Raw genomic sequence first — 18,463 nt, 5'->3', positions numbered from 1 at the left:
TCCCCCGACGCCGATACTCCGGGCGCAAGGCCGTGCCGCACCTGGCTGGCACATTCCTGCCATGGCAGGAAGTGCAGGGGCTGGACGGCCGGAGACCGCTATCCCGGACGGTAATTTTGCCGATACAGCAATCGTCCTGCAGTGGCAGGACGACCGGTGATCAGCAGGGGGACCCGTCATGAGCGCTACGACCCAGTGGGTGCGACCGCACACCGCCGTCGTCGGCCCGGCGCGCGACGCTGTGGACCTGCTCGCCCCCGGCGCACCGGCCGACGTCCTGCACCTGCGTGACCGCGGGGCTCTCGCCCACCGCCAGGTCCGCTCCACCCTGGTGCGCGAGATCCTGCGCTCGGCCACCCCCGCCTGGGCTGACCGGCTCTTCCCCGGAACCGACGGCGCCTCGCTCGGAACCGGTGCGGCCGGGGTCCTGTGGGCGCTCGCCGAGATCGGCGTCGACGTCCCCGAGCGGCTGGTCGACTGGCTGGTCGCCCGGGCGGACGAGCTCACCGGGCCGGGCCTGTTCGACGGCGCGAGCGGAGCCGCCCTGGCGCTGGACCGTCTCGGCCGCCACGACGACGCCGCCCGGCTGTGGCGGCGGGTGGACGAGGCGCCGCTGGGCCGTCTCGACGTCTCCGTGAGCAGCGGGCTCGCCGGTCTGGGTCTGGCGCTCCTCGAGCGCGCCCCGATCGGCGACGAGGACGCCCTCATGGCGCGGCTGACCCAGATCGCCGGCGAGCTCATCGTGCGGCTCGGTGCGTGCGAGCACGGCAGCGGGCTCCTCGAGGGCGGGGCCGGTGCGGCCCTCTTCCTCATCCACCTGTACGAGATCACCGAGGACGAGTCGCTCCTCGGCCCGGCCGAGGCCGCCCTCCTGCAGGACCTCGGCAAGCTCGGCTGGGCGCCCCTGAGCGGGGACGGCGCGGCGCCGCTGTGGTGGCAGCAGCCCACCCTCGGTCAGGGCAGCGCCGGGCTGGCGATGGTCATCCGTGAGGCGATGGCCCACCTGGACGACCGTTGGCTGGGTGACGCCGCGGAGTGGATCGCCACGGCTGCCGAGTGCTACAGCCCCGAGGAGGCCGGGCTCGACGGCGGCGCCGCGGGCGTGGCGATGGCGCTGTGGCACCTGCGCCGCACCCCCTGGGACACCCCCGTCCAGCGCCGCGCCGTCATGGGGCCGCACCTCGGGCGCCTGGGACTGCTCGGTGGGAAGGTCGACGTCCGTCGGACCGGTGCCGGCCTGCGCTCCGGTGCGGCCGGGACGCTGCTGGCCCTCGAGGCCCTCATGGGCGCAGGTGACGGGCGGATCTTCCTCTTCTCCTGAGGGTTGCCGCTGCCGGGTCACCCGGCGTCGAAACGCTCCTCGCCCTCGGCGTCGGGGTCGTCCTGCGGCGCCTGGCCGGGGACGGCGTCGGGTGCGCCCGACGCGGCCGCCTGTGCCGCCTCGGCCCGTTGCGCCTCGGTCTGGACCGGACCCGTGTCCATCTCGGCGGCCGGGTCCGTGCCTCCGGCACTCGTGGTGTCGGCCATGTCGATCGCCTCCTCCTGGGCCGGCGGGCCTCGCCGCCCTCACCCGACCGTAGCCAGGCGCTCGTCGGCACGCACCCGGAAGAGGGGGAGGCCGTCAGCCGCCGAAGATGTCGCCCAGCCCGCTCCCGCCCTTGTTCTCGTGGCCGCCCTGCGTCACGGACTCGCTCGGCTGGACGACGACGTAGCCCTGCCCGCCGAACGCCATCTGGAACGTCTCCCCGGTCCCGCCGCGGACCATCGACCGCAGCCCGCCGGTGTCGACGCGGATGTCCATGCTGACACCCGCGGTCCACAGCACCACCGCCTGGGCGTCGGCGAACGTCGGCGCGCTCGCGACGTCGAGGGCGACGGGCTCACCCTTGGTGGTCACGGCGACGTACCCCGTCCCGCGCAGGGTGACGTTGTACAGCCCGCCGGTCATCGCGGCCCCGCGCGCCTGGATGCGCTGGATGTCCCAGTCGATCGAGGCCGAGAACGCCAGGACGTTGCTGCCGTTGACGGAGATCATGTCGTTCTCGAGGTACATCACCTGCACCTCGGCGGCACGGTCGGCCACGAAGAGCTCGCCCTGGCCGGTGCACTGCATCATGGCCACGCCCTCGCCGGTGACGGCGGACTTGAACATCTTGCCCAGACCGCCCGAGCCCTTGTTCTCGAAGCGCACGTCCCCCTGGTAGGCCACCATCGACCCGCTCCTGGCCCACACCGGGCCGAAACCCATCTGGATCTTCAGGAGCTTCTTGTTCTGCAGCGAGAACGGGTCCTGCGAGGAGTTCTCGCGGTGCTCCGTGAACAGTGGACCGTGGATGGGCATGGTGCCTCCCTCGTGGGTCGGCCGGTTCGACCGGTTCGCTGGAACTCTAACGACGGCCGCGACCGCTGCGTAGGCTTTCGACCGTCAGCGTGACGATGGAGGTCGACGATGGGTTTCCTCGACAAGGCCAAGGCTGCGGCCAACGACCTCGCCGCCAAGGCGGACACCGCCCTGAGCGGCGCGGGCATGGCCGGACCCGGATCGGGTGACGCGGAGAGGTACTTCCGCGACCTGGGCGTCCTCGCGTACCTCGAGTGGAGCGGACGTCCCGCACCCTCGGGCGACCGCGAGCGCATCATGGCTGTCCTGCGCGAGATGGACGCGCGGGGCACGATCCGCTCGTACGCCCTCCACACGGCGCCGCCACCGGCCCCTGGGATGGTGCCGCCCGGAGCCGGTCACGGACCGGCGACGCCGCCGCCTCCCGCAGGCGGAGCTCCGGTGGGTGGAGCTCCGGCGGGTGGCGGACCCGCGAGCGGTGGTCCGGCAGGCTACGGGCCCGGTGGCGGCCCCGCCGCGCCACCTCCGCAGGCACCGCAGCCGCCGGCAGCGCCGCCGCCCCCACCGTCGTGGATGAAGGACGGCGGCACCGCCTGACCTCCGGCGTGGCTCCGCCGATCGCCGTTGCCCCGGTGTGATCGTGGGGGTGACCGCTCGTCGTGCGGGGCCGATGTCAGTGCCTCGTGGGACGGTCGGGGAACCACGAGGTAGGGAGCGGGACATGGCCGTCATGACCGTGCTGGAGATCGACGACGTCGGGCTCGCGCCGGAGCTCTTGGTCCCCGAGTCCGCCGAGGTCGGTGCCCACGCCGGCAGGGACCTCGGCGACCCTGCCGGGCCGGACGGCGCCGTCCGTGAAGGGGCCGAGGTCGACGCCTACGCCGACTGCCCCCGGGTGTGGTGCTCGTTCGCCGGCGGACCGGCGAGCGTGCTCGACGGCTTCTGCGAGTGCTGCGGCGCCTGCGACCACGACTGCCTCTGACCGGAGGTCAGGGCGCGGGGACCAGCGGGACACCGGCCGCCCGCCACTCCAGGACACCGTCGCTGACGCGTCGCGCACTCCGGCCGTGGGCGGCGAGCACACGGACGGCCTCGTGGGCGAGCGCGCAGTAGTCGCCGCGGCAGTAGGCGACGACCTCACGGTCGGCGGGCAGCTCGTCGAGCCGCTCCGCGAGCTCCTCGAGGGGGATGTGCACGGCGCCGGGAAGGTGGCCGGCGGCGAACTCGGCGGCCGGCCGGACGTCGAGGACGACGACGCCCGGGTCGCGGTCCGTGCGCAGGAGGTCGGCCACCTCGACGACGCCGACGTCCCCGCCCACGTACCGTCGCCGCGCGCTCTCCGTCCCCGGCCGGCGTCGTCGTGCGACGCGGCGCAGGCCGGCGAGCAGGACGGCGACGTCGTCGCCGGCGAGGGAGTACCAGATCCGGGTGCCGTCGCGCCGTGTGGTCACCAGGCCGGCGCCGTGGAGGCGCTGGAGGTGGGCCGAGCAGGTGGACAGTCCCAGGCCCGCGGCCCGGGCGAGGTCCTCGACCGTTCGCGGTCCCTGGGTGAGGAGGTCGAGGAGCTCCAGGCGGGCGGGACTGCCCAGGGCCTTGCCCACCGCGGCGAACTCCTCGAGCAGCGCGGTCTTCGCGTCGCGGTCAGCCATCGGTGCCGTGCGTCTCGTACATCCGCATGGCGACGATGATGCCGGACACCGCGGTGAGCGCGGCGACCACCCAGACAGCTGCGCGCACCCCCAGGAGGTCGGCCACCACTCCGGCGAGCAGCGCCCCGACGGCGAAACCCAGGTCGCGCCAGAGGCGGTAGACCCCGACGGCGCGTGCCCGCCACGCCGGGTGCGCGACGTCACCGACCGCGGCCAGGAGGGTCGGGTAGACCATGGCCGTCCCCGCTCCGAGGAGAACCGCCCCCACCGCCCATTCGGCGAAGCTGGTGCCGAGGGCGACCAGCGCCAGGGCCACCGCCTGGACGACCATGCCGCCGACGACGAACGGCTTGCGGCCGCGCCGGTCGGACCAGGCGCCCGTCACGAGCTGCCCGAGACCCCAGACGGCCGGGTAGAGCGCCGCGAGGACGCCGATCTGGCTCACGGAGAGCCCGGCGCCCGCGAAGAGGACCGGGAAGAGACCCCAGGCCAGGCCGTCGTTGAGGTTGTTCACGAGGCCGGCCTGGCTGGCGGCGGACAGGGCGGGCTCACGGAAGGAGGTGCGGGCGAAGACCTCGCCGTCGGTGAGATCGCGGTGGTCACCGCCGCGAGGGCTCTCGCGGCCGGGGCGCTCGTCGTGCCCAGGCTCACCGCGACGGGCGGCCGGGGCGTGGCCCGCCGCCTCGAGGTGGGCGTGGCCGCGCGTCTCGCGCACCGCCAGGGTGGACAGGCCCAGGCCCAGGGCCGCGAAGGCCACCCCCAGGAGGAAGGGGGCGGGCCGCAGCCCGGCCGTCTCGGCGAGGTAGCCGGTGGCCAGCGCGGTGGCGGCGACGGCCACGTACCCGGCGGCCTCGTTCAGCCCCATCGCGGTGCCCCGCCTCGACGGGCCGACCAGATCGATCTTCATGATCACGGTGGTGGACCAGGTCAGGCCCTGGCTGATCCCGAGCAGGACGTTCGCCACGACGATCCACGTCCACGTCGGTGCACCGATGAGGAGCAGCGGGACCGGGACCGCGACCAGCCACCCGGCCACGAGGACCGGCTTGCGGCCGTACCGGTCGGACAGGGTGCCGGCGAGGTAGTTCGTCGCGGCCTTGGCCAGCCCGAAGGCCAGGATGTAGGTGAGGGTGGCGGTGTAGGCCTGCAGGCCGAACTCGGCCTCGGCCAGGAGCGGCAGCACGGTGCGCTCCTGACCGAGCATGCCGCCGACGAGGGCGTTCACGGCGACGAGCAGGGCGAACTGCGCCGCGTTGGCGCGCAGACCCAGCGTGGTGCCGGCGACGGGCGGCCGGCCGGCGCGGGTGAGGGGGCCCAAGCGATCCTCCGGGGTCGTGGAGGACCGCTGCAGTCCTCAACTGTTCCACATAATAATGGAAGACCTGCGGGACCCACGCCGTAGCCGGGGGCCTGGCGTCGTCGCCGGCGAGTCCCACGTCGTCGCCGGGTGCGGTCCTACGTCGTCGCCGGGTGCGGTCCTACGTCGCAGTCCCGACCACCCGTCCCGCGGGCAACTTATGATCCCGGTGTGACCGGCCACCCTGCTCCCGGACCCCGCGCCACCCGCGACGACCTCCTGCTCGAGGAGGACGCCCCGGCGCGCTACGACCACCGCTGGACGTTCGCCGCGATGCTGGCCTCGTCGCTCCTCAGCCTCGTCGCGTCGTTCGTCCTCTCGGTCGACGCGGTCCGGCTGGCCGCGAACCCCGACGTCGTCCTCGGCTGCAACATCAACGAGGCGATCTCCTGCGGCAAGGTGGCCCAGGCCTGGCAGGCCAGCCTGCTCGGCTTCCCCAACGCCTTCCTCGGCCTCATCACCGAACCCGTGGTCATCACCATCGCCGTGGCCGGCCTGGCCCGGGTCCGCTTCCCCCGCTGGTTCATGGTGGCGGCGCAGGTCGTCTACCTCATCGGCCTGGTCTTCGCGTACTGGCTCTTCGTCCAGTCCTACTTCGTCATCGACGCCCTGTGCCCCTGGTGCCTGGTCGTGACCGCCTCGACGACGACGGTCTTCACGAGCCTGCTGCGCTACAACATCCGCGAGAACAGCTTCCGGCTGTCACCCCGGCTCCACGAGCGACTCACCTCGTGGATCCGGATCGGGCTCGACTACGCCCTCGTCGCCGCCTGGTTCACGTTCCTCGCCGCGGCGATCGTCCTGAAGTACCAGCACGTCTTCTTCGGCTGACACCTCCGACGACGCGCCCATGCTCAGCCGAGGGCGGCCAGTCGCGGCAGCAGGGCAGCGACGTCCTCCAGGACGTCCTGACGGACGACGTATCGCGTGATGCCCCAGCGGTGCCGGTGCGCCGCGACGGCGGCGACGATCTCCTCCTCGGTCCCGGCGAGGACGAACGGCACCGCCAGGAGCTGCTCCGTCGTGAGCCCGAGCTCGGCACCCAACGGTGCGAGGCCGGCCTCGACGTCGTCCGTGACCTGGACGACCTGCACGAGGGCCTCGAGCTCCGGCGGACGAGTCCGCTCGGCGGCCCCGTCGGCGACGGCCGCCACCTGGTCGTCCAGGACGGCGGTGGTCCACCGGACATCGTGGCTGTACCCGTCGGCACGGGTGCGGCCGAGCCCCGACAGGCCCACGACGTCGGCGTGCGCGCCGGCCCAGCGCAGGAGGGTCGAGTTGGCCGTCCCGACGGTGAGCGGCACCGGGTCGGCGACCGGCCGGGGCCGCTCGAGGACCCCACGCAGCCGGACGTCGGGGCCGTCGACGTCGACCGTCCCGCCGGCCAGCAGGGTCTGCACCGCCTCCGCGACGGCGATGCACCGGCGCACGCGTGCCGCCACGCCGGGACGCTCGCGCCCCACCGCCAGCCACTCCGCCGGGGTGTGCCCCGCCCCGAGCCCGAGGAGCGAGCGCCCGGAGGAGACGACGTCGAGCGTCGCGGCGTCCGCCGCGAGGAGCATCGGGTCGCGAACGCCGGCGTTGGCCACGTACGGTCCCACGCGCAGCCGTGAGGTCACCGCGGCGGCCGCGGCGAGCACGACGAAGGGTGAGGCCGTCGCTCCGGGATGGTCGGCGGCGAGGAGCGCGTCGAAGCCCGCCTCCTCCGCCCGGCGGGCGAGCGAGAGCCAGGAGGCGGCGTCACGCGGACCGCCCTGCACCGAGACCGTGACCACGAGACCTCCTCAGCCGCGGGCGGTCGGGACCGGGTCGTGCCCGCCCGCCGCTCCCGAGGGCGGGGTCGGGCCCGCCGGGGACGGCGCCGCCCGCTCGTGGGAACGCTTCGCGCTCGACGCGAGGGCGGGTGCCGCCTCGTCGTAGCGGACCGCCAGCACCCCCGCCACGATGAGCACACCGCCGGCGAGCTGGACCGGGACCGGGAGCTCACCCAGGACCAGCCAGGCGATGAGCACCGCGAAGACCACCTCGGTCAGCCCGACGAACGAGGCGACCTTCGACCCGAGCCGGCGGGCCGCCCCGATGCCGGCGGCGTACGCGAGGGCAGCCGCCACCACCGACAGGAGCGCGACCGGCACGAACCAGGGGACCTCCCGGTGTGCCAGGACCACGTCCGCCGTGGAGTACTCGACCGGCACCGCCCCCACGAGTCCCGCCACCACGAGGGTGAGGGTCGCGACCACCAGCCCTCCCGTGGCCATCACCAGGGGCGGCAGGCCCGTCGAGTCGTCCGCCGAGAGCACGAAGAAGGCCGCGAGCCCGACGGCGGCCCCGAGCGCCCACAGCGCCCCGCCGAGGTCGACCCGGACACCGGCAGCCACGTCCAGGACGAGCACCAGGCCGGCCACCGCCAGCGCGATCCCGGCCAGCGTCCACCGCCGCGGCCGCCGACCGTGCCGCAGCCAGAGCCACACGACGACGAGGACGGGGCCGAGGTACTCCAGGAGCAGCGCCACCCCCACCGACAGGGTGGCGACGGCGTTGAAGTACATAAGCTGGCACCCCGCCACGGCCACGAGCCCGTAGGTGGTCACGAGCCGGGCGTTGCCGCGCAGGAGGTGCCACCGGCCGCGGAGGGAGACCAGGGCCGCCGGGGTGAGGACGAGGGCGGCGACGCCGATCCGCGCCGTGACGGCGGCGGCCGGTGACCAGCCGGCCTCCAGCAGCGACTTCGCCAGCGACCCGGACGTGCCGAACGCCGCGGCCGAGACCAGCGCGAGCCACACGCCCGTCGCCGCGCCGGTGCCCCGCGACCGCCCGTTCCCTGGCCCCATGCTGTCGAAGTGTGCCACCGGGCCGGGCGGGCGGGCAGCCCGGCGCCACGGGCGCCGGGCCGCCTGCCGTGCGCGCGGGGCGGGACAGTGCTTGCCTGGGCCCAGGGAGGACGCCGATGACGCAGCAGGTCGCCAGGACGCCCGGCCGCCGACCGTCGAAGCGGTTCATGGTGGGCAAGGCGCTGCGCGAGTTCTTCGCCGACGACGGCTGGGACCGCTCCGCCGCGATGACGTTCTTCGCGGTGCTCTCCGTCCCGCCGATCGCCGTCGCCCTCGTCTCGGTCCTCGCGCTGGTGGGCCAGGGCGAGGAGAGCACCGCTGCCGTGCTGGAGATCCTCGTCCAGGTGGCGCCCGACGCCGAGGGGGTCGAGGCCCTCAGCGCCCCGGTCCTCGCGGTGCTGCGGCAGCCCTCCGCCGGGTTCACCTTCGTCCTGGGCCTCGCCACCGGTCTGTGGATGGCGGCGGGCTACGTCGGCGCGTTCGGCCGGGCGATGAACGTCGTCTACGGGGTCACCGAGGGCCGGCCGCTGTGGCGGCTGCAGGCGTGGCACCTGCTCACCACCGTGGTGCTGGTGGCGTTCTCCGGCCTGGTGACGCTCATGCTCGTCGTCTCCGGCCCGGTCGCCGAAGCGGTGGGCCGGGTCCTCGGGCTGCGCGGGGCCACCGTCACGCTGTGGCAGGTGGCCCGGTGGCCCGTGCTGCTCCTGGCGACCGCGGGCGTGGTCGCGGTGCTCTACTTCGCCACCCCGAACGTGCGCCACCCCCGGTTCCGGCTCGTCTCGCACGGGTCGGTCCTCGCCCTGGCCCTGGCCGGGGTGGCCTCGCTGCTGTTCCGGCTCTACCTCTCGACCTTCGGGCGTCTGGACCTGACGTACGGCTCGGCGCTCGCGGGCGTCGTCGCGTTCTTCCTGTGGCTGTGGATCATCAACATGGCGCTGCTGCTCGGCGCCGAGGTCGACGCCGAGGTCCAGCGGGCGCGCCAGCTCGTCTCGGGGCTCCGGGCCGAGCGGAGCGTCGTGGTCGAGGTGCGCGACACCCGGGCGAGCGAGCGCAGCGAGGCCAGGCGCCTCGCCGACGAGGACCGAGCCAGGAGCCTGCGCCGCTCGCACGGCTGGCACGACGAGGAGATCTGAGGACTCACCACCCCGCCGGCAGCGGGCGGCCCTCCTCGTAGCCGGCGGCGGACTGGATGCCCACGACGGCGCGGTCGGCGAACTCCGCCAGGGACCTCGCGCCGGCGTAGGTCATCGAGCTGCGCAGCCCGGCCGTGATCTCGTCGAACAGGTCCTCCACCCCGGGGCGCTGGGGGTCCAGGTACATCCGGGAGGAGGAGATGCCCTCCTCGAACAGGGCCTTGCGGGCCCGCTCGAACGGCGCCCCGTGCCCCGCCGTCCGGGCGGCGACCGCCCGGGCCGACGCCATGCCGAAGCTCTCCTTGTACATCCGTCCGGACTCGTCGGTGTGCAGGTCGCCCGGGGACTCGTAGGTCCCGGCGAACCAGGAGCCGATCATCACCTGTGACGCTCCCGCCGCGAGGGCCAGCGCGACGTCGCGCGGGTGCCGCACCCCGCCGTCGGCCCACACGTGGGCGCCGAGCTCACGGGCGGCGTCGGAGCACTCCAGGACCGCCGAGAGCTGCGGCCGGCCCACGGCCGTCATCATCCGGGTGGTGCACATGGCGCCCGGGCCCACCCCCACCTTGACGATGTCCGCCCCCGCGGCGACGAGGTCGCGCACACCCTGGCCCGTGACGACGTTGCCGGCCACCACCGGGACGCCGGGGGAGACCGAGCGCACCGCCTCCAGGGCTCGGAACATCCGCTCCTGGTGGCCGTGGGCGGTGTCGACGACGAGGACGTCGACCCCGGCCTCGAGGAGTGCGTGGGCCTTGCCGGCCACGTCGCCGTTGATGCCGACGGCGGCACCCACCCGCAGACGCCCGGCACCGTCGAGGGCGGGGGCGTAGATGCTCGATCGCAGCGCGCCCCGCCGGGTGAGGACGCCCACGAGGCGCCCGTCGCGCGTGACCGGCGCGAGCTTGAGCCGGGCCCCGGCGAGCTCGTCGAACGCCGCCGCGAGACCGGCGTCGCCGCGGCCGTCGAGCACCGAGACGTCCAGGACCCGCGGGTCGGCGGACATCACCTGGTGGACCTGGGTGAACCGGTCGACGTCCTCCCAGTCCGTCTCCGAGACGATGCCGACGGGCCGGCCGTCGTCGTCGACGACCACGACGGCCGCGTGCGCCCGCTTGCCGATGAGCGACAGGGCGGTGTGGACGGTGTCGTGCGGGCCGACGGTCACCGGGGTCTCGACCACCGGGTGCCGGGTCTTGACCGAGGCCACGACCTTGGCGACGACGTCGGCGGGCACGTCCTGCGGCAGGATCGTGATCCCGCCGCGCCGCGCGACGGTCTCGGACATGCGCCGGCCCGCCACCGCCGTCATGTTGGCCACGACGAGCGGGACGGTCGTGCCGGTCCCGTCCTGCGGGGCGAGGTCGACGTCGAACCGTGAGCCCACCTCGGAGCGGGACGGCACGAGGAAGACGTCGGCGTAGGTCAGGTCCGTGGTGGGGGTCTGCCCCGGCAGGAAGCGCACGGAGCCATTGTCCGCCGGACGGCCCCGCGGGGGCAGGGCAGTCCGTGCGGTGGTCGGCCGGCGCGGGACCGGCCCGCCGGCCTCACCCGAGCAGCTGTGGCAGCTCCGGCGCCTCCTCGCCGAGGACGTGCTGGGCGAGGAAGCCCAGGACCACCTCGTACCAGAGCCGGGCGTGCTGGGGCGTGAGGATCCAGTGGTTCTCGTCGGGGAAGTAGAGGAAGCGGTGCGCGGTGGTGCCGTCCGGTGCCTGCGGGAGCCCGGAGGCGTGCAGGAGGTCGTACCACAGGCGCAGGCCCTCGCCGATCGGCACCCGGTAGTCCTTGTCGCCGTGGATGACGAGCACCGGGGTGGTGATGTCGGCGACGTACGTCGAGGGCGAGTGCTCCCGGCGCATCTCCGCGGTCATCTCCCGCTCCCAGTAGAAGGAGGCGTCGGTCGTGCCGGAGAACGCGTCGAGGTCCCACAGGCTCGCGTGGGTGACCACGGCCCGGAACCGGTCGGTGTGGCCGGCCACCCAGTTCGCCATGTACCCGCCGAACGAGCCGCCCATCGCGGCGGTCCTGGCGTCGTCGACCTCCGGCAGGGCCTCGGCCGCGTCGGTGGCGGCCATGAGGTCGGTGTACGGGGTGTCGCCCCACCGGCCCCACCCGCGCTCGACGAAGTCCTGGCCGTACCCGGTGGACAGTGCGGGGTCGGGCAGGAGGACGGCGTAGCCCCGCGCCACCATCAGCCAGGGGTTCCACCGCCACGACCACGAGTTCCACGACCCGAGCGGGCCGCCGTGGATCCAGAGCAGCAGCGGGGCCGGGTTCTCCGGTCCGGCGCCGTCCGGCAGCGCGAGCCACGAGCGCACCCGGGTGCCGTCCGCCGCGCGGGTCTCGACGTCGCGGAGCGTACCGGGCAGGGCCGGGCGGTCCACCGGCCCGCGCAGCGCGGTGACCGTCGCGACGCTCCCGGCGAGGTCGATCCGGACCACCTCCGGCGGGTGCGCGTAGGACGAGCGCAGGGCGTACGCGGAAAGGCCGTCCGGCGCGACGGTGACGGCGGAGAACGTCCCCTCGTCGGTGAGCCGGGTGACGGCGCCCGTGGTGGCGTCGACGTGGAAGACCGGGGCCCGGCCGTCGTCGTCGGCGACCACGAGCAGGCCCGAGCCGTCCGGCAGCCAGCAGGTCTCGCCGGGCCAGCGGTCCCAGCCGTGGGTGAGGTCGCGCGTCTCGCCGGTGACGAGGTCGAGCACGGCCAGCCACGGCCGCGGCGCCGAGGCGGGGGTGGAGCGGCGCTCGCGGACGTAGGCGAGGCGGGTGCCGTCGTCGCTGACCGCCCCGACGGCGAACTCCTCGTCCTCGTCGGCGGCGAGCAGGGTGGTCCGCTCGCCGGTGGCGACGTCGATGCGGACGACGCTCTGGCGGCGGGAGGCGCCGCCCTCGGGCTCGGTCACCTCGGTGACGACGAACGTGCCGTTCGGCGCGAGGACGTGACGGGTCTCGACGAGGGTGACCCCGGCGTCGGGGGTGAGGTCGCGCAGCTCCAGGGCGGGCTCGTCCAGCGGGTCGGCGGCGGCCGGGGGGCCCGCGCGGTGCTTGGCCGGTCCGGCGGGCTCGGGGGAGGTGCCGGCCGGCTCGGCGGCGTAGAGCCTCGGCGCGGCCGGCCCGAGGTCGTGGTCCCAGTACCGCACCGGGTAGTCGGCGTGCAGGATGGCCGAGACCTTCTTCTCCTTGCGGGCCTTGCGCCGCTCCTTCTCGTCGGCGAGGTCCGTGGAGCGGGGCAGCGCGGAGCCCTGGACGAGCACCGCGTGCCCCGTGCGCGGCGTCGCGACGGACTCGACCCCGCCGGGGTGGGTGGCGACGACCCGCGGCTCGCCGCCGCCGGCGGGCAGGAGGTGGAGCTCGGCAACGGCGTCGTCGTCCTCGCCCCGGCGGGCGACGAAGAGCAGGTCGCCGTCGGGGGTGAAGGCGGGGGACGACTCGCCCTTGGCGCCGCGCGTGAGACGGCGGGCCGCCCGGGCGCCGGTCGGGTCGATGTCCCACAGCGACCCCACCCAGGCGGTGGCGTCCTTGTCGAGCGTCTGGACGCCGACGACGAGGCGCTCGCCGTCCGCCGAGAGGGCCAGACCGCCCAGCCGGGGCAGGGCGAGGTAGTGGTCGAGGTCGGCGAACGGGGTCGCGTCGGTGCCGGCGGAGTCGCTCATGCCGGGTATCCCACCACTCGCGGCCCCCTGGGCGCGACCGCACAATGGGACGGAACCGCACCGACCGAAGGAGATCCCGTGTCCCGCCGCCGTTCCGCCACCGCAGTCCTCGCCCTGGCCGCCGCCCTCGCCCTGACCGGGTGCTCCGAGGAGGAGACCCCCGAGCTCGAGGAGGTCGGGGACACCGTCTCCGCCGCCGCCGGTGACCTCGGTGACGCCGCCCGCCAGGCCGCCGACGAGGCGGGCGCGGCGCTCGACGACGCCCAGGCGGCCCTGGAGGACCTCGCCCCCGACGCCCGCGCCGAGGTCGAGGAGGCCGTCACCTCCGCCGGCTCGGCGATCGAGGACGCCCAGGCGGCCCTCGAGAACGCCGACGACGCCGAGGCCGTCCAGGCCGCGGAGGACTCCCTCGCCGAGGCGGGCGACCAGGTCTCCGCCGCCGCCGAGGACGCCGAGCCGGAGGTCCGGGCCGTGCTGGAGTCCCTCGGGGACCGGATCGCCGACCTCACCGACGAGCTCGAGGCCGCCGCGCAGTAGCGGCACGCCGGGAGGGCCGGTGGGCCACGGTCCGACCGGGCCGCCGGCCCCGCTCGTCCGAGCCGGGCCCCCCGTGGCGCACGCCACAGGGAGGGGCGGGCGTTGGTCCCGCAGCGGACGGGCGGCGGGTCCCTAGCGTCGGGAGGGATCCCAGCCGCCTCCCCGGGAGGACCCGTGTCCTACGTCGAGCCCGCCGCCGTCGTCGACGCCATGGTCGCCCTCGGGGCCAAGAAGGCTCACCTCGACCGGCGCACCCTCGTGCTGCGCGGCGCCCTGTGGGGGCGATGTTCCTCGGCGCGGCGACGACCCTGGCGCTGACCGCGGCGGTGCAGACCGGCGCGCCCGTCCTCGGGGCGCTGCTCTTCCCGGTCGGCTTCGTCATCGTCCTGCTCCTCGGCCTCGAGATGGTCACCGGGTCCTTCGCCGTCGTCCCGCTGGCCGTGCGCGAGGGCCGGGTCCGGACGCGGGAGATGCTCCGTGCCTTCTGGTGGGTGGTCGTCGGGCACACCCTCGGCGGGGGTCTCTACGCGCTGCTCTTCGCGGCCGTCGTCACCGAGATGTGGACGACGGCGGACGCCCCGGTCGCCCGCGCCCTCGTCGATCTCGCCGTCCACAAGACCCTCGACCACCAGGCGCTCGGTGGCGCCGGTCTCGTGCTCGTGGCCGTCAAGGCGGTGCTCTGCAACTGGCTGGTGGGGACCGGCGTCGTCATGGGTCTGACTCGACCAGCACCGGCGGGAAGATCGCGGCGATGTGGCTGCCGGTGATGACGTTCTTCGCCCTCGGTTTCGAGCACGGGGTCGTCAACCTCTTCGTCATCCCCGCCGGGATGCTTCTGGGCGCCCCGGTCGGGGTCGGCGACTGGTGGCTGTGGAACCAGCTGCCGGTCCTCGCCGGCAACTTCCTCGGGGCGCTGACCCTCGTCGCGATGGCGATGTCCCTCGCGCACCCGAGGGGTCCGGCCCACACGTCGCCGGATGGCGAGCCGGCCGGACAGCCCGTCACGGCGGCGCCTGCCCGCCCCTGACCTTCAGCGGTGAGACGTCAGAGCTCGACACGCTCGACGAGCTGCGGCCCGTTGTTGGCGACGTTGCCCACCGCCCGACCCACCGGCCGCGGCTCGAGCACCGGCTCGGGCATCGCCTCGATCATCGCGCGCACCTCCGAGACCTTCGTCAGCCGCGGGTCGAGCCAGTCGCCGGCCATCGCCGGTGGCACCACGACCGGGGTGCGGTCGTGGATGTGTCCCAGCGCGTCACCGGCGCGCGTGGTGAGGATCGTGAACGTCCACCACCACCGCGCGGGGTCGTCCGCGTCCATCGAGGGGTCCGGCCACAGCTCGTACAGACCGGCGAAGCCGAGCACGCCGTCGCCGTGGAGGAAGTACGGCTGCTTGCCGCCCGAGGGCAGCTTCTCCCACTCGTAGTACCCGTCCGCGGGGACCAGGCAGCGGCGTCGGGCGGCCGCGGCCTTGAAGGCCGGCTTCTCGGTCACCGACTCCGAGCGGGCGTTGATGAGCCGGGAGCCGATCGAGGCGTCCTTCGCCCACGAGGGGACCAGCCCCCAGCGGACGGTGCGCAGCTGACGAGCGGGACGTTCCTCGGGCTCCTCGCGCGGTGCCCGCTCGAGCACCACCCGGACGTCGTCGGTCGGTGCGACGTTCCACGACGGCGCCGGCTCGTCCCCGACGACGTCCTCGATCCCGAAGGCACCCACGAGGTCGGCGTCCCGACGGGCGTTGGCGTAGCGACCGCACATACCGACCAGTGTGCCTCGGTGAGAGGATGGGAGCAGCCGCACCCCCCGACGAGAGGCCAGACGCCATGACCCTGCCCCGTGACGACGACCCGAAGTTCGCCGACTACGCCCACCCGGAGCGGCTCGTGAGCACCACGTGGCTCGCCGAGCACCTCGGCGAGCCGGGCCTCGTCGTCGTCGAGAGCGACGAGGACGTCCTGCTCTACGAGACCGGGCACATCCCCGGTGCGGTCAAGGTCGACTGGCACCTCGACCTCAACGACCCCGTCACCCGGGACTACGTCGACGGCGCCGGGTTCGCCCGGCTCATGTCCGCCAAGGGGATCGGTCGCGACACCACGGTCGTCATCTACGGCGACAAGAACAACTGGTGGGCCGCGTACGCGCTGTGGGTCTTCACGCTGTTCGGCCACCCGGACGTGCGCCTGCTCGACGGCGGCCGCGCCAAGTGGGAGGCGGAGGGCCGGGAGATGACCACCGCGAGGCCGTCGCCGGCAGCGGCGGACTACCCGGTCGTCGAGCGCGAGGACGCACCCGTGCGGGCGTTCAAGGACGACGTCGTGGCCTTCCTCGGCGGTCAGCTCGTGGACGTGCGCTCGCTGCCGGAGTACACCGGCGAGCGCACCCACATGCCGGACTACCCCGAGGAGGGGGCGCTGCGCGGCGGCCACATCCCCGGCGCGCAGTCCGTGCCGTGGGCGCGGGCCGCGAACGAGGACGGGACGTTCCGCTCGCGCGACGAGCTCGCCTCGATCTACGTCGACGAGAAGGGCCTCGACGCAGCCGAGCCGGTCATCACCTACTGCCGCATCGGGGAGCGGTCGAGCCACACGTGGTTCGTCCTGCAGCAGCTCCTCGGCTTCCCGGACGTGCGCAACTACGACGGCTCGTGGACCGAGTGGGGCAACGCCGTGCGGGTGCCCATCGCCCGCGGCGAGGAGCCGGGTGAGGTGACGCGGTGACGACCACCGACCTGCCCGAGGGCCTGGCCGGGATCGCGGAGGACTTCACCGCGATGCCCGTCCCCGAGCGGCTCCAGCTGCTGCTGGAGTTCAGCCAGGGGCTGCCCGACCTGCCGGAGCGCTACGCGGAGCACCCCGAGCTCCTCGAGCCGGTCCCGGAGTGCCAGTCGCCGATCTTCCTGCTCACCGAGGTCGAGGGCGCGGGCGGGGACGCCGTGGTCCGGCTGTACTTCTCCGCCCCGCGCGAGGCGCCCACCACCCGCGGCTTCGCGGGCATCCTCCACGAGGGCCTCGACGGCCGGACGGCGCAGGAGATCCTCGACGTGCCCGCCGACTTCACCGGCCGGCTCGGCCTCGCCGAGGTCGTCAGCCCGCTGCGCCTGCGGGGCATGGCGGGGATGCTCGGGCGCATCAAGCGCCAGGTGAAGGAGAAGGCCGGGATCTGACCCGCCGTCCGGCCGCGAGGCGCGAGGCGCGGTGGCCCGGCCGCGCTGCGCCCGGCTGCACCGGGTCGCGCCGCGCCGGGTTCTCGCCACGGCCAGGCAGGGCCAAGGCCAGGCAAGCTCAGCCACGGCCGGGCAGGGCAGTGAGGCCAGGCAGAGCCGGCGCCATGTCTGTGGCGCTCGTCGGGGAGACGTCGCCGGGGATGAGCCGCCGGATGTGACCCGATCCGTCACTTCCTCCCCGTTGGAGCGGCGGATGCCGGCTCGCGAGAGGTTCTGTGCGCGCGAACGGGCGGCACCCCTGAGGGTGCCGCCCGTCCCGTGCCGTCCCGTGCCGTCCCGTGCCGTGCCGTGCCCGGCGTGCCGTGCCCGGCGTGCCGAGCCTGGTGTGCCGTGCCCGGCGGTGTGGATACCTGCCGTGCCGTGCCTGGCGTGTGACTACCGGTTCATCAGCTCCGGTGACCCGGGCCGCGACCGCCCCGGCCCATCATCTGCCGGTCCTGCATGCCCGTGCCGTCCTGCGTGCACAGGGCGGGTGTCTCGCCGGCAGCCGCCGCCTCGAACGCGGCGAGGTGGTTCTCCGAACCCGCCAGCAGGTTCGAGTACACCCGGTCCAGCATCGCGTTGTCGGTGGCGTCGATGAGGCCCTGGAGGTCCTCGACGTCGACCCTCTCGAGCTCGACGCCGACCTCGTACGCGGCCTGCACCGACTCCGAGCCGTCGGCCAGCCAGCCGTCGTAGAGGTCCTGGATCGCGTCGTCGACGTACACGCCCGGCTCACCCGTGCTGGGGTCGTCGATCCCGTACCGCTCGAGGACGTTGCCGATCGCGTCGAAGTGACGCTGCTCGCTCGTCGCGATGCGGGTGAAGATCTCCGTCTCCGGGTACAGCTCGGCGAACGCCTGGTAGAGGTCGCGTGCCATCGCCTCCTCCTCGCGGGTGAAGACCAGGCCGGCCACCTCCTCGTCGGTGAGGTCCACCGTCACCGCCGCGACCGGGTCGCCGCTGCGGTTGGGGCCGCCGGACCAGCCGTCACCGGGGCCCGCCGGTCGTGCCGTCGCGACGCCCGCCGTCCCCACGGCGACGGCGACGACGGCCAGTGCCACAGCACCCGTCCTCATGATCCTCATCGTGCTCACCTCTCCCGGGGCTCGATGCCCCCTCGGTCTTGAGAACAAGTCCACCGCCCGCGCGTGAGGGCCTCGGCGTCGCCCGTGTGAAGCCTTCGTGAAGCGGCGCCGCCGAGGACCCGTCACGGACAGCGGCGGGCCGGGAGCGGGCCGGGTCCAGGGCCCGCCTCCCGAGCCGGGCCCTGCGGCCCTGGTGTGACGGAGGAACAGGGGCGTGGAATATCTCCGGGACCCTCCCTGTTTGCGCCTATACCCCCTGGGGTATAGCGTCCGGTCCCGCCCCACACAGAACAGGAGTGACCATCCATGCCCGTCGTCACCATCGACCAGCTCGCCGCCGCTCGCGCCACCGGCGCCTACGTCCTGGACGTGCGCGAGCCCTCCGAGTACGTCGAGGGCCACGTCCCCGGCGCGGAGCTGCTGCCCATGGGCCAGGTGCCCGTCCGTCACACCGACCTGCCCAAGGGCGAGCCGGTGTACGTCATCTGCCGCAGCGGCAACCGCAGCCGGACCGTCATGGACTACCTCGTCCGGGCCGGCCACGACGCCTACTCCGTCGACGGCGGCACCATGGCGTGGATCTCCCAGGGCCACCCCGTCGTCACCGGACCGAACCGCGACCGCGCCTGAGCGCGACACCGCCCAGCAACCCGACACCGCAAAGGACCT

Annotated in this window: 21 protein-coding genes; 11 read left to right on the top strand and 10 right to left on the bottom strand. The window is 74.4% G+C overall.

Going from position 1 to position 18,463, the window contains the following annotated elements:
• Positions 1-178 precede the first annotated feature (178 nt).
• A complete protein-coding gene (locus AAEM63_RS18530; protein ID WP_341359674.1) occupies positions 179-1,321 on the top strand; it encodes a hypothetical protein in 1,143 nt (380 codons plus the stop codon).
• 17 nt (positions 1,322-1,338) lie between these two features.
• Here the strand turns inward: AAEM63_RS18530 and AAEM63_RS18525 are convergent, their stop codons facing one another.
• A complete protein-coding gene (locus tag AAEM63_RS18525; protein WP_341359673.1) occupies positions 1,339-1,527 on the bottom strand; it encodes a hypothetical protein in 189 nt (62 codons plus the stop codon).
• A gap of 94 nt (positions 1,528-1,621) precedes the next feature.
• Entirely contained in the window at positions 1,622-2,341 is a 720-nt protein-coding gene (locus AAEM63_RS18520) for an AIM24 family protein (protein WP_123915749.1), read from the bottom strand.
• Positions 2,342-2,449: 108 nt separating this feature from the next.
• On the opposite strand from AAEM63_RS18520, the gene AAEM63_RS18515 reads away from it, so the two are divergent.
• Both AAEM63_RS18515 and AAEM63_RS18510 read left to right on the top strand, forming a co-directional pair.
• Positions 2,450-2,938 (top strand): hypothetical protein, encoded by a 489-nt coding sequence (locus tag AAEM63_RS18515; protein WP_341359672.1) that lies wholly within the window; start codon positions 2,450-2,452, stop codon positions 2,936-2,938.
• A gap of 124 nt (positions 2,939-3,062) precedes the next feature.
• Entirely contained in the window at positions 3,063-3,323 is a 261-nt protein-coding gene (locus AAEM63_RS18510; protein ID WP_341359671.1) for a hypothetical protein, read from the top strand.
• A gap of 7 nt (positions 3,324-3,330) precedes the next feature.
• Here the strand turns inward: AAEM63_RS18510 and AAEM63_RS18505 are convergent, their stop codons facing one another.
• Together AAEM63_RS18505 and AAEM63_RS18500 are read right to left on the bottom strand one after the other, a co-directional pair.
• On the bottom strand, positions 3,331-3,990 hold the full coding sequence (locus tag AAEM63_RS18505) for a metalloregulator ArsR/SmtB family transcription factor (RefSeq protein WP_341359670.1): 660 nt from the start codon (positions 3,988-3,990) through the stop codon (positions 3,331-3,333).
• Positions 3,983-5,308, bottom strand: a complete 1,326-nt coding sequence (locus tag AAEM63_RS18500; RefSeq protein WP_341359669.1) for an MFS transporter — start codon at positions 5,306-5,308, stop codon at positions 3,983-3,985. Before AAEM63_RS18500 ends, AAEM63_RS18505 begins: the two co-directional genes overlap by 8 nt.
• 210 nt (positions 5,309-5,518) lie before the next feature.
• Between AAEM63_RS18500 and AAEM63_RS18495 the strand changes: the two genes are divergently transcribed.
• Positions 5,519-6,178, top strand: coding sequence for a vitamin K epoxide reductase family protein (locus AAEM63_RS18495; protein ID WP_341359668.1), 660 nt, complete (start codon positions 5,519-5,521; stop codon positions 6,176-6,178).
• 23 nt (positions 6,179-6,201) lie between these two features.
• Here the strand turns inward: AAEM63_RS18495 and AAEM63_RS18490 are convergent, their stop codons facing one another.
• Entirely contained in the window at positions 6,202-7,122 is a 921-nt protein-coding gene (locus tag AAEM63_RS18490) for an LLM class flavin-dependent oxidoreductase (RefSeq protein ID WP_341359667.1), read from the bottom strand.
• 9 nt (positions 7,123-7,131) lie between these two features.
• Positions 7,132-8,178: an EamA family transporter gene (locus tag AAEM63_RS18485; protein WP_341359666.1), complete on the bottom strand. Its 1,047-nt coding sequence runs from the start codon at positions 8,176-8,178 to the stop codon at positions 7,132-7,134.
• Between the two features lie 116 nt (positions 8,179-8,294).
• Between AAEM63_RS18485 and AAEM63_RS18480 the strand changes: the two genes are divergently transcribed.
• Positions 8,295-9,311 (top strand): YihY/virulence factor BrkB family protein, encoded by a 1,017-nt coding sequence (locus tag AAEM63_RS18480; RefSeq protein ID WP_341359665.1) that lies wholly within the window; start codon positions 8,295-8,297, stop codon positions 9,309-9,311.
• 4 nt (positions 9,312-9,315) lie between these two features.
• On the opposite strand, the gene AAEM63_RS18475 is transcribed toward AAEM63_RS18480, so the two are convergent.
• Positions 9,316-10,776: a GuaB1 family IMP dehydrogenase-related protein gene (locus AAEM63_RS18475; RefSeq protein ID WP_341359664.1), complete on the bottom strand. Its 1,461-nt coding sequence runs from the start codon at positions 10,774-10,776 to the stop codon at positions 9,316-9,318.
• A gap of 82 nt (positions 10,777-10,858) precedes the next feature.
• Positions 10,859-12,964 carry a S9 family peptidase gene (locus AAEM63_RS18470; RefSeq protein WP_341359663.1) on the bottom strand — a complete coding sequence of 702 codons (2,106 nt, stop codon included), beginning with the start codon at positions 12,962-12,964 and terminating at the stop codon, positions 10,859-10,861.
• A gap of 78 nt (positions 12,965-13,042) precedes the next feature.
• Here AAEM63_RS18470 and AAEM63_RS18465 point away from each other — a divergent pair, with 78 nt between their 5' ends.
• The 3 genes from AAEM63_RS18465 to AAEM63_RS18455 all read left to right on the top strand — a co-directional run bounded on the left by AAEM63_RS18465 (position 13,043) and on the right by AAEM63_RS18455 (position 14,528).
• Positions 13,043-13,501, top strand: coding sequence for a hypothetical protein (locus AAEM63_RS18465; protein WP_341359662.1), 459 nt, complete (start codon positions 13,043-13,045; stop codon positions 13,499-13,501).
• Positions 13,502-13,785: 284 nt separating this feature from the next.
• Complete coding sequence (locus tag AAEM63_RS18460) at positions 13,786-14,268, top strand: formate/nitrite transporter family protein (RefSeq protein ID WP_341361409.1); 483 nt, start codon at positions 13,786-13,788, stop codon at positions 14,266-14,268.
• Positions 14,253-14,528 (top strand): formate/nitrite transporter family protein, encoded by a 276-nt coding sequence (locus AAEM63_RS18455; RefSeq protein WP_341359661.1) that lies wholly within the window; start codon positions 14,253-14,255, stop codon positions 14,526-14,528. Before AAEM63_RS18460 ends, AAEM63_RS18455 begins: the two co-directional genes overlap by 16 nt.
• 17 nt (positions 14,529-14,545) lie before the next feature.
• Here the strand turns inward: AAEM63_RS18455 and AAEM63_RS18450 are convergent, their stop codons facing one another.
• On the bottom strand, positions 14,546-15,259 hold the full coding sequence (locus AAEM63_RS18450) for an SOS response-associated peptidase (RefSeq protein ID WP_341359660.1): 714 nt from the start codon (positions 15,257-15,259) through the stop codon (positions 14,546-14,548).
• A 65-nt stretch (positions 15,260-15,324) separates the two neighbouring features.
• Between AAEM63_RS18450 and AAEM63_RS18445 the strand changes: the two genes are divergently transcribed.
• Together AAEM63_RS18445 and AAEM63_RS18440 are read left to right on the top strand one after the other, a co-directional pair.
• On the top strand, positions 15,325-16,221 hold the full coding sequence (locus tag AAEM63_RS18445; RefSeq protein ID WP_341359659.1) for a sulfurtransferase: 897 nt from the start codon (positions 15,325-15,327) through the stop codon (positions 16,219-16,221).
• 53 nt (positions 16,222-16,274) lie between these two features.
• The gene (locus AAEM63_RS18440) at positions 16,275-16,667 is read left to right on the top strand and encodes a SufE family protein (RefSeq protein WP_341361408.1); all 393 of its coding nucleotides are present in this window, start codon (positions 16,275-16,277) and stop codon (positions 16,665-16,667) included.
• 446 nt (positions 16,668-17,113) lie between these two features.
• Here the strand turns inward: AAEM63_RS18440 and AAEM63_RS18435 are convergent, their stop codons facing one another.
• The gene (locus tag AAEM63_RS18435) at positions 17,114-17,794 is read right to left on the bottom strand and encodes a DUF2202 domain-containing protein (RefSeq protein ID WP_341359658.1); all 681 of its coding nucleotides are present in this window, start codon (positions 17,792-17,794) and stop codon (positions 17,114-17,116) included.
• Positions 17,795-18,100: 306 nt separating this feature from the next.
• On the opposite strand from AAEM63_RS18435, the gene AAEM63_RS18430 reads away from it, so the two are divergent.
• Entirely contained in the window at positions 18,101-18,424 is a 324-nt protein-coding gene (locus AAEM63_RS18430; RefSeq protein WP_123915708.1) for a rhodanese-like domain-containing protein, read from the top strand.
• The last annotated feature ends 39 nt before the right edge of the window (positions 18,425-18,463 follow it).

The organism is Georgenia sp. M64, from assembly GCF_038049925.1.
Lineage (GTDB): Bacteria > Actinomycetota > Actinomycetes > Actinomycetales > Actinomycetaceae > Georgenia.
This window is presented reverse-complemented; position numbering and strand designations above follow the sequence as displayed.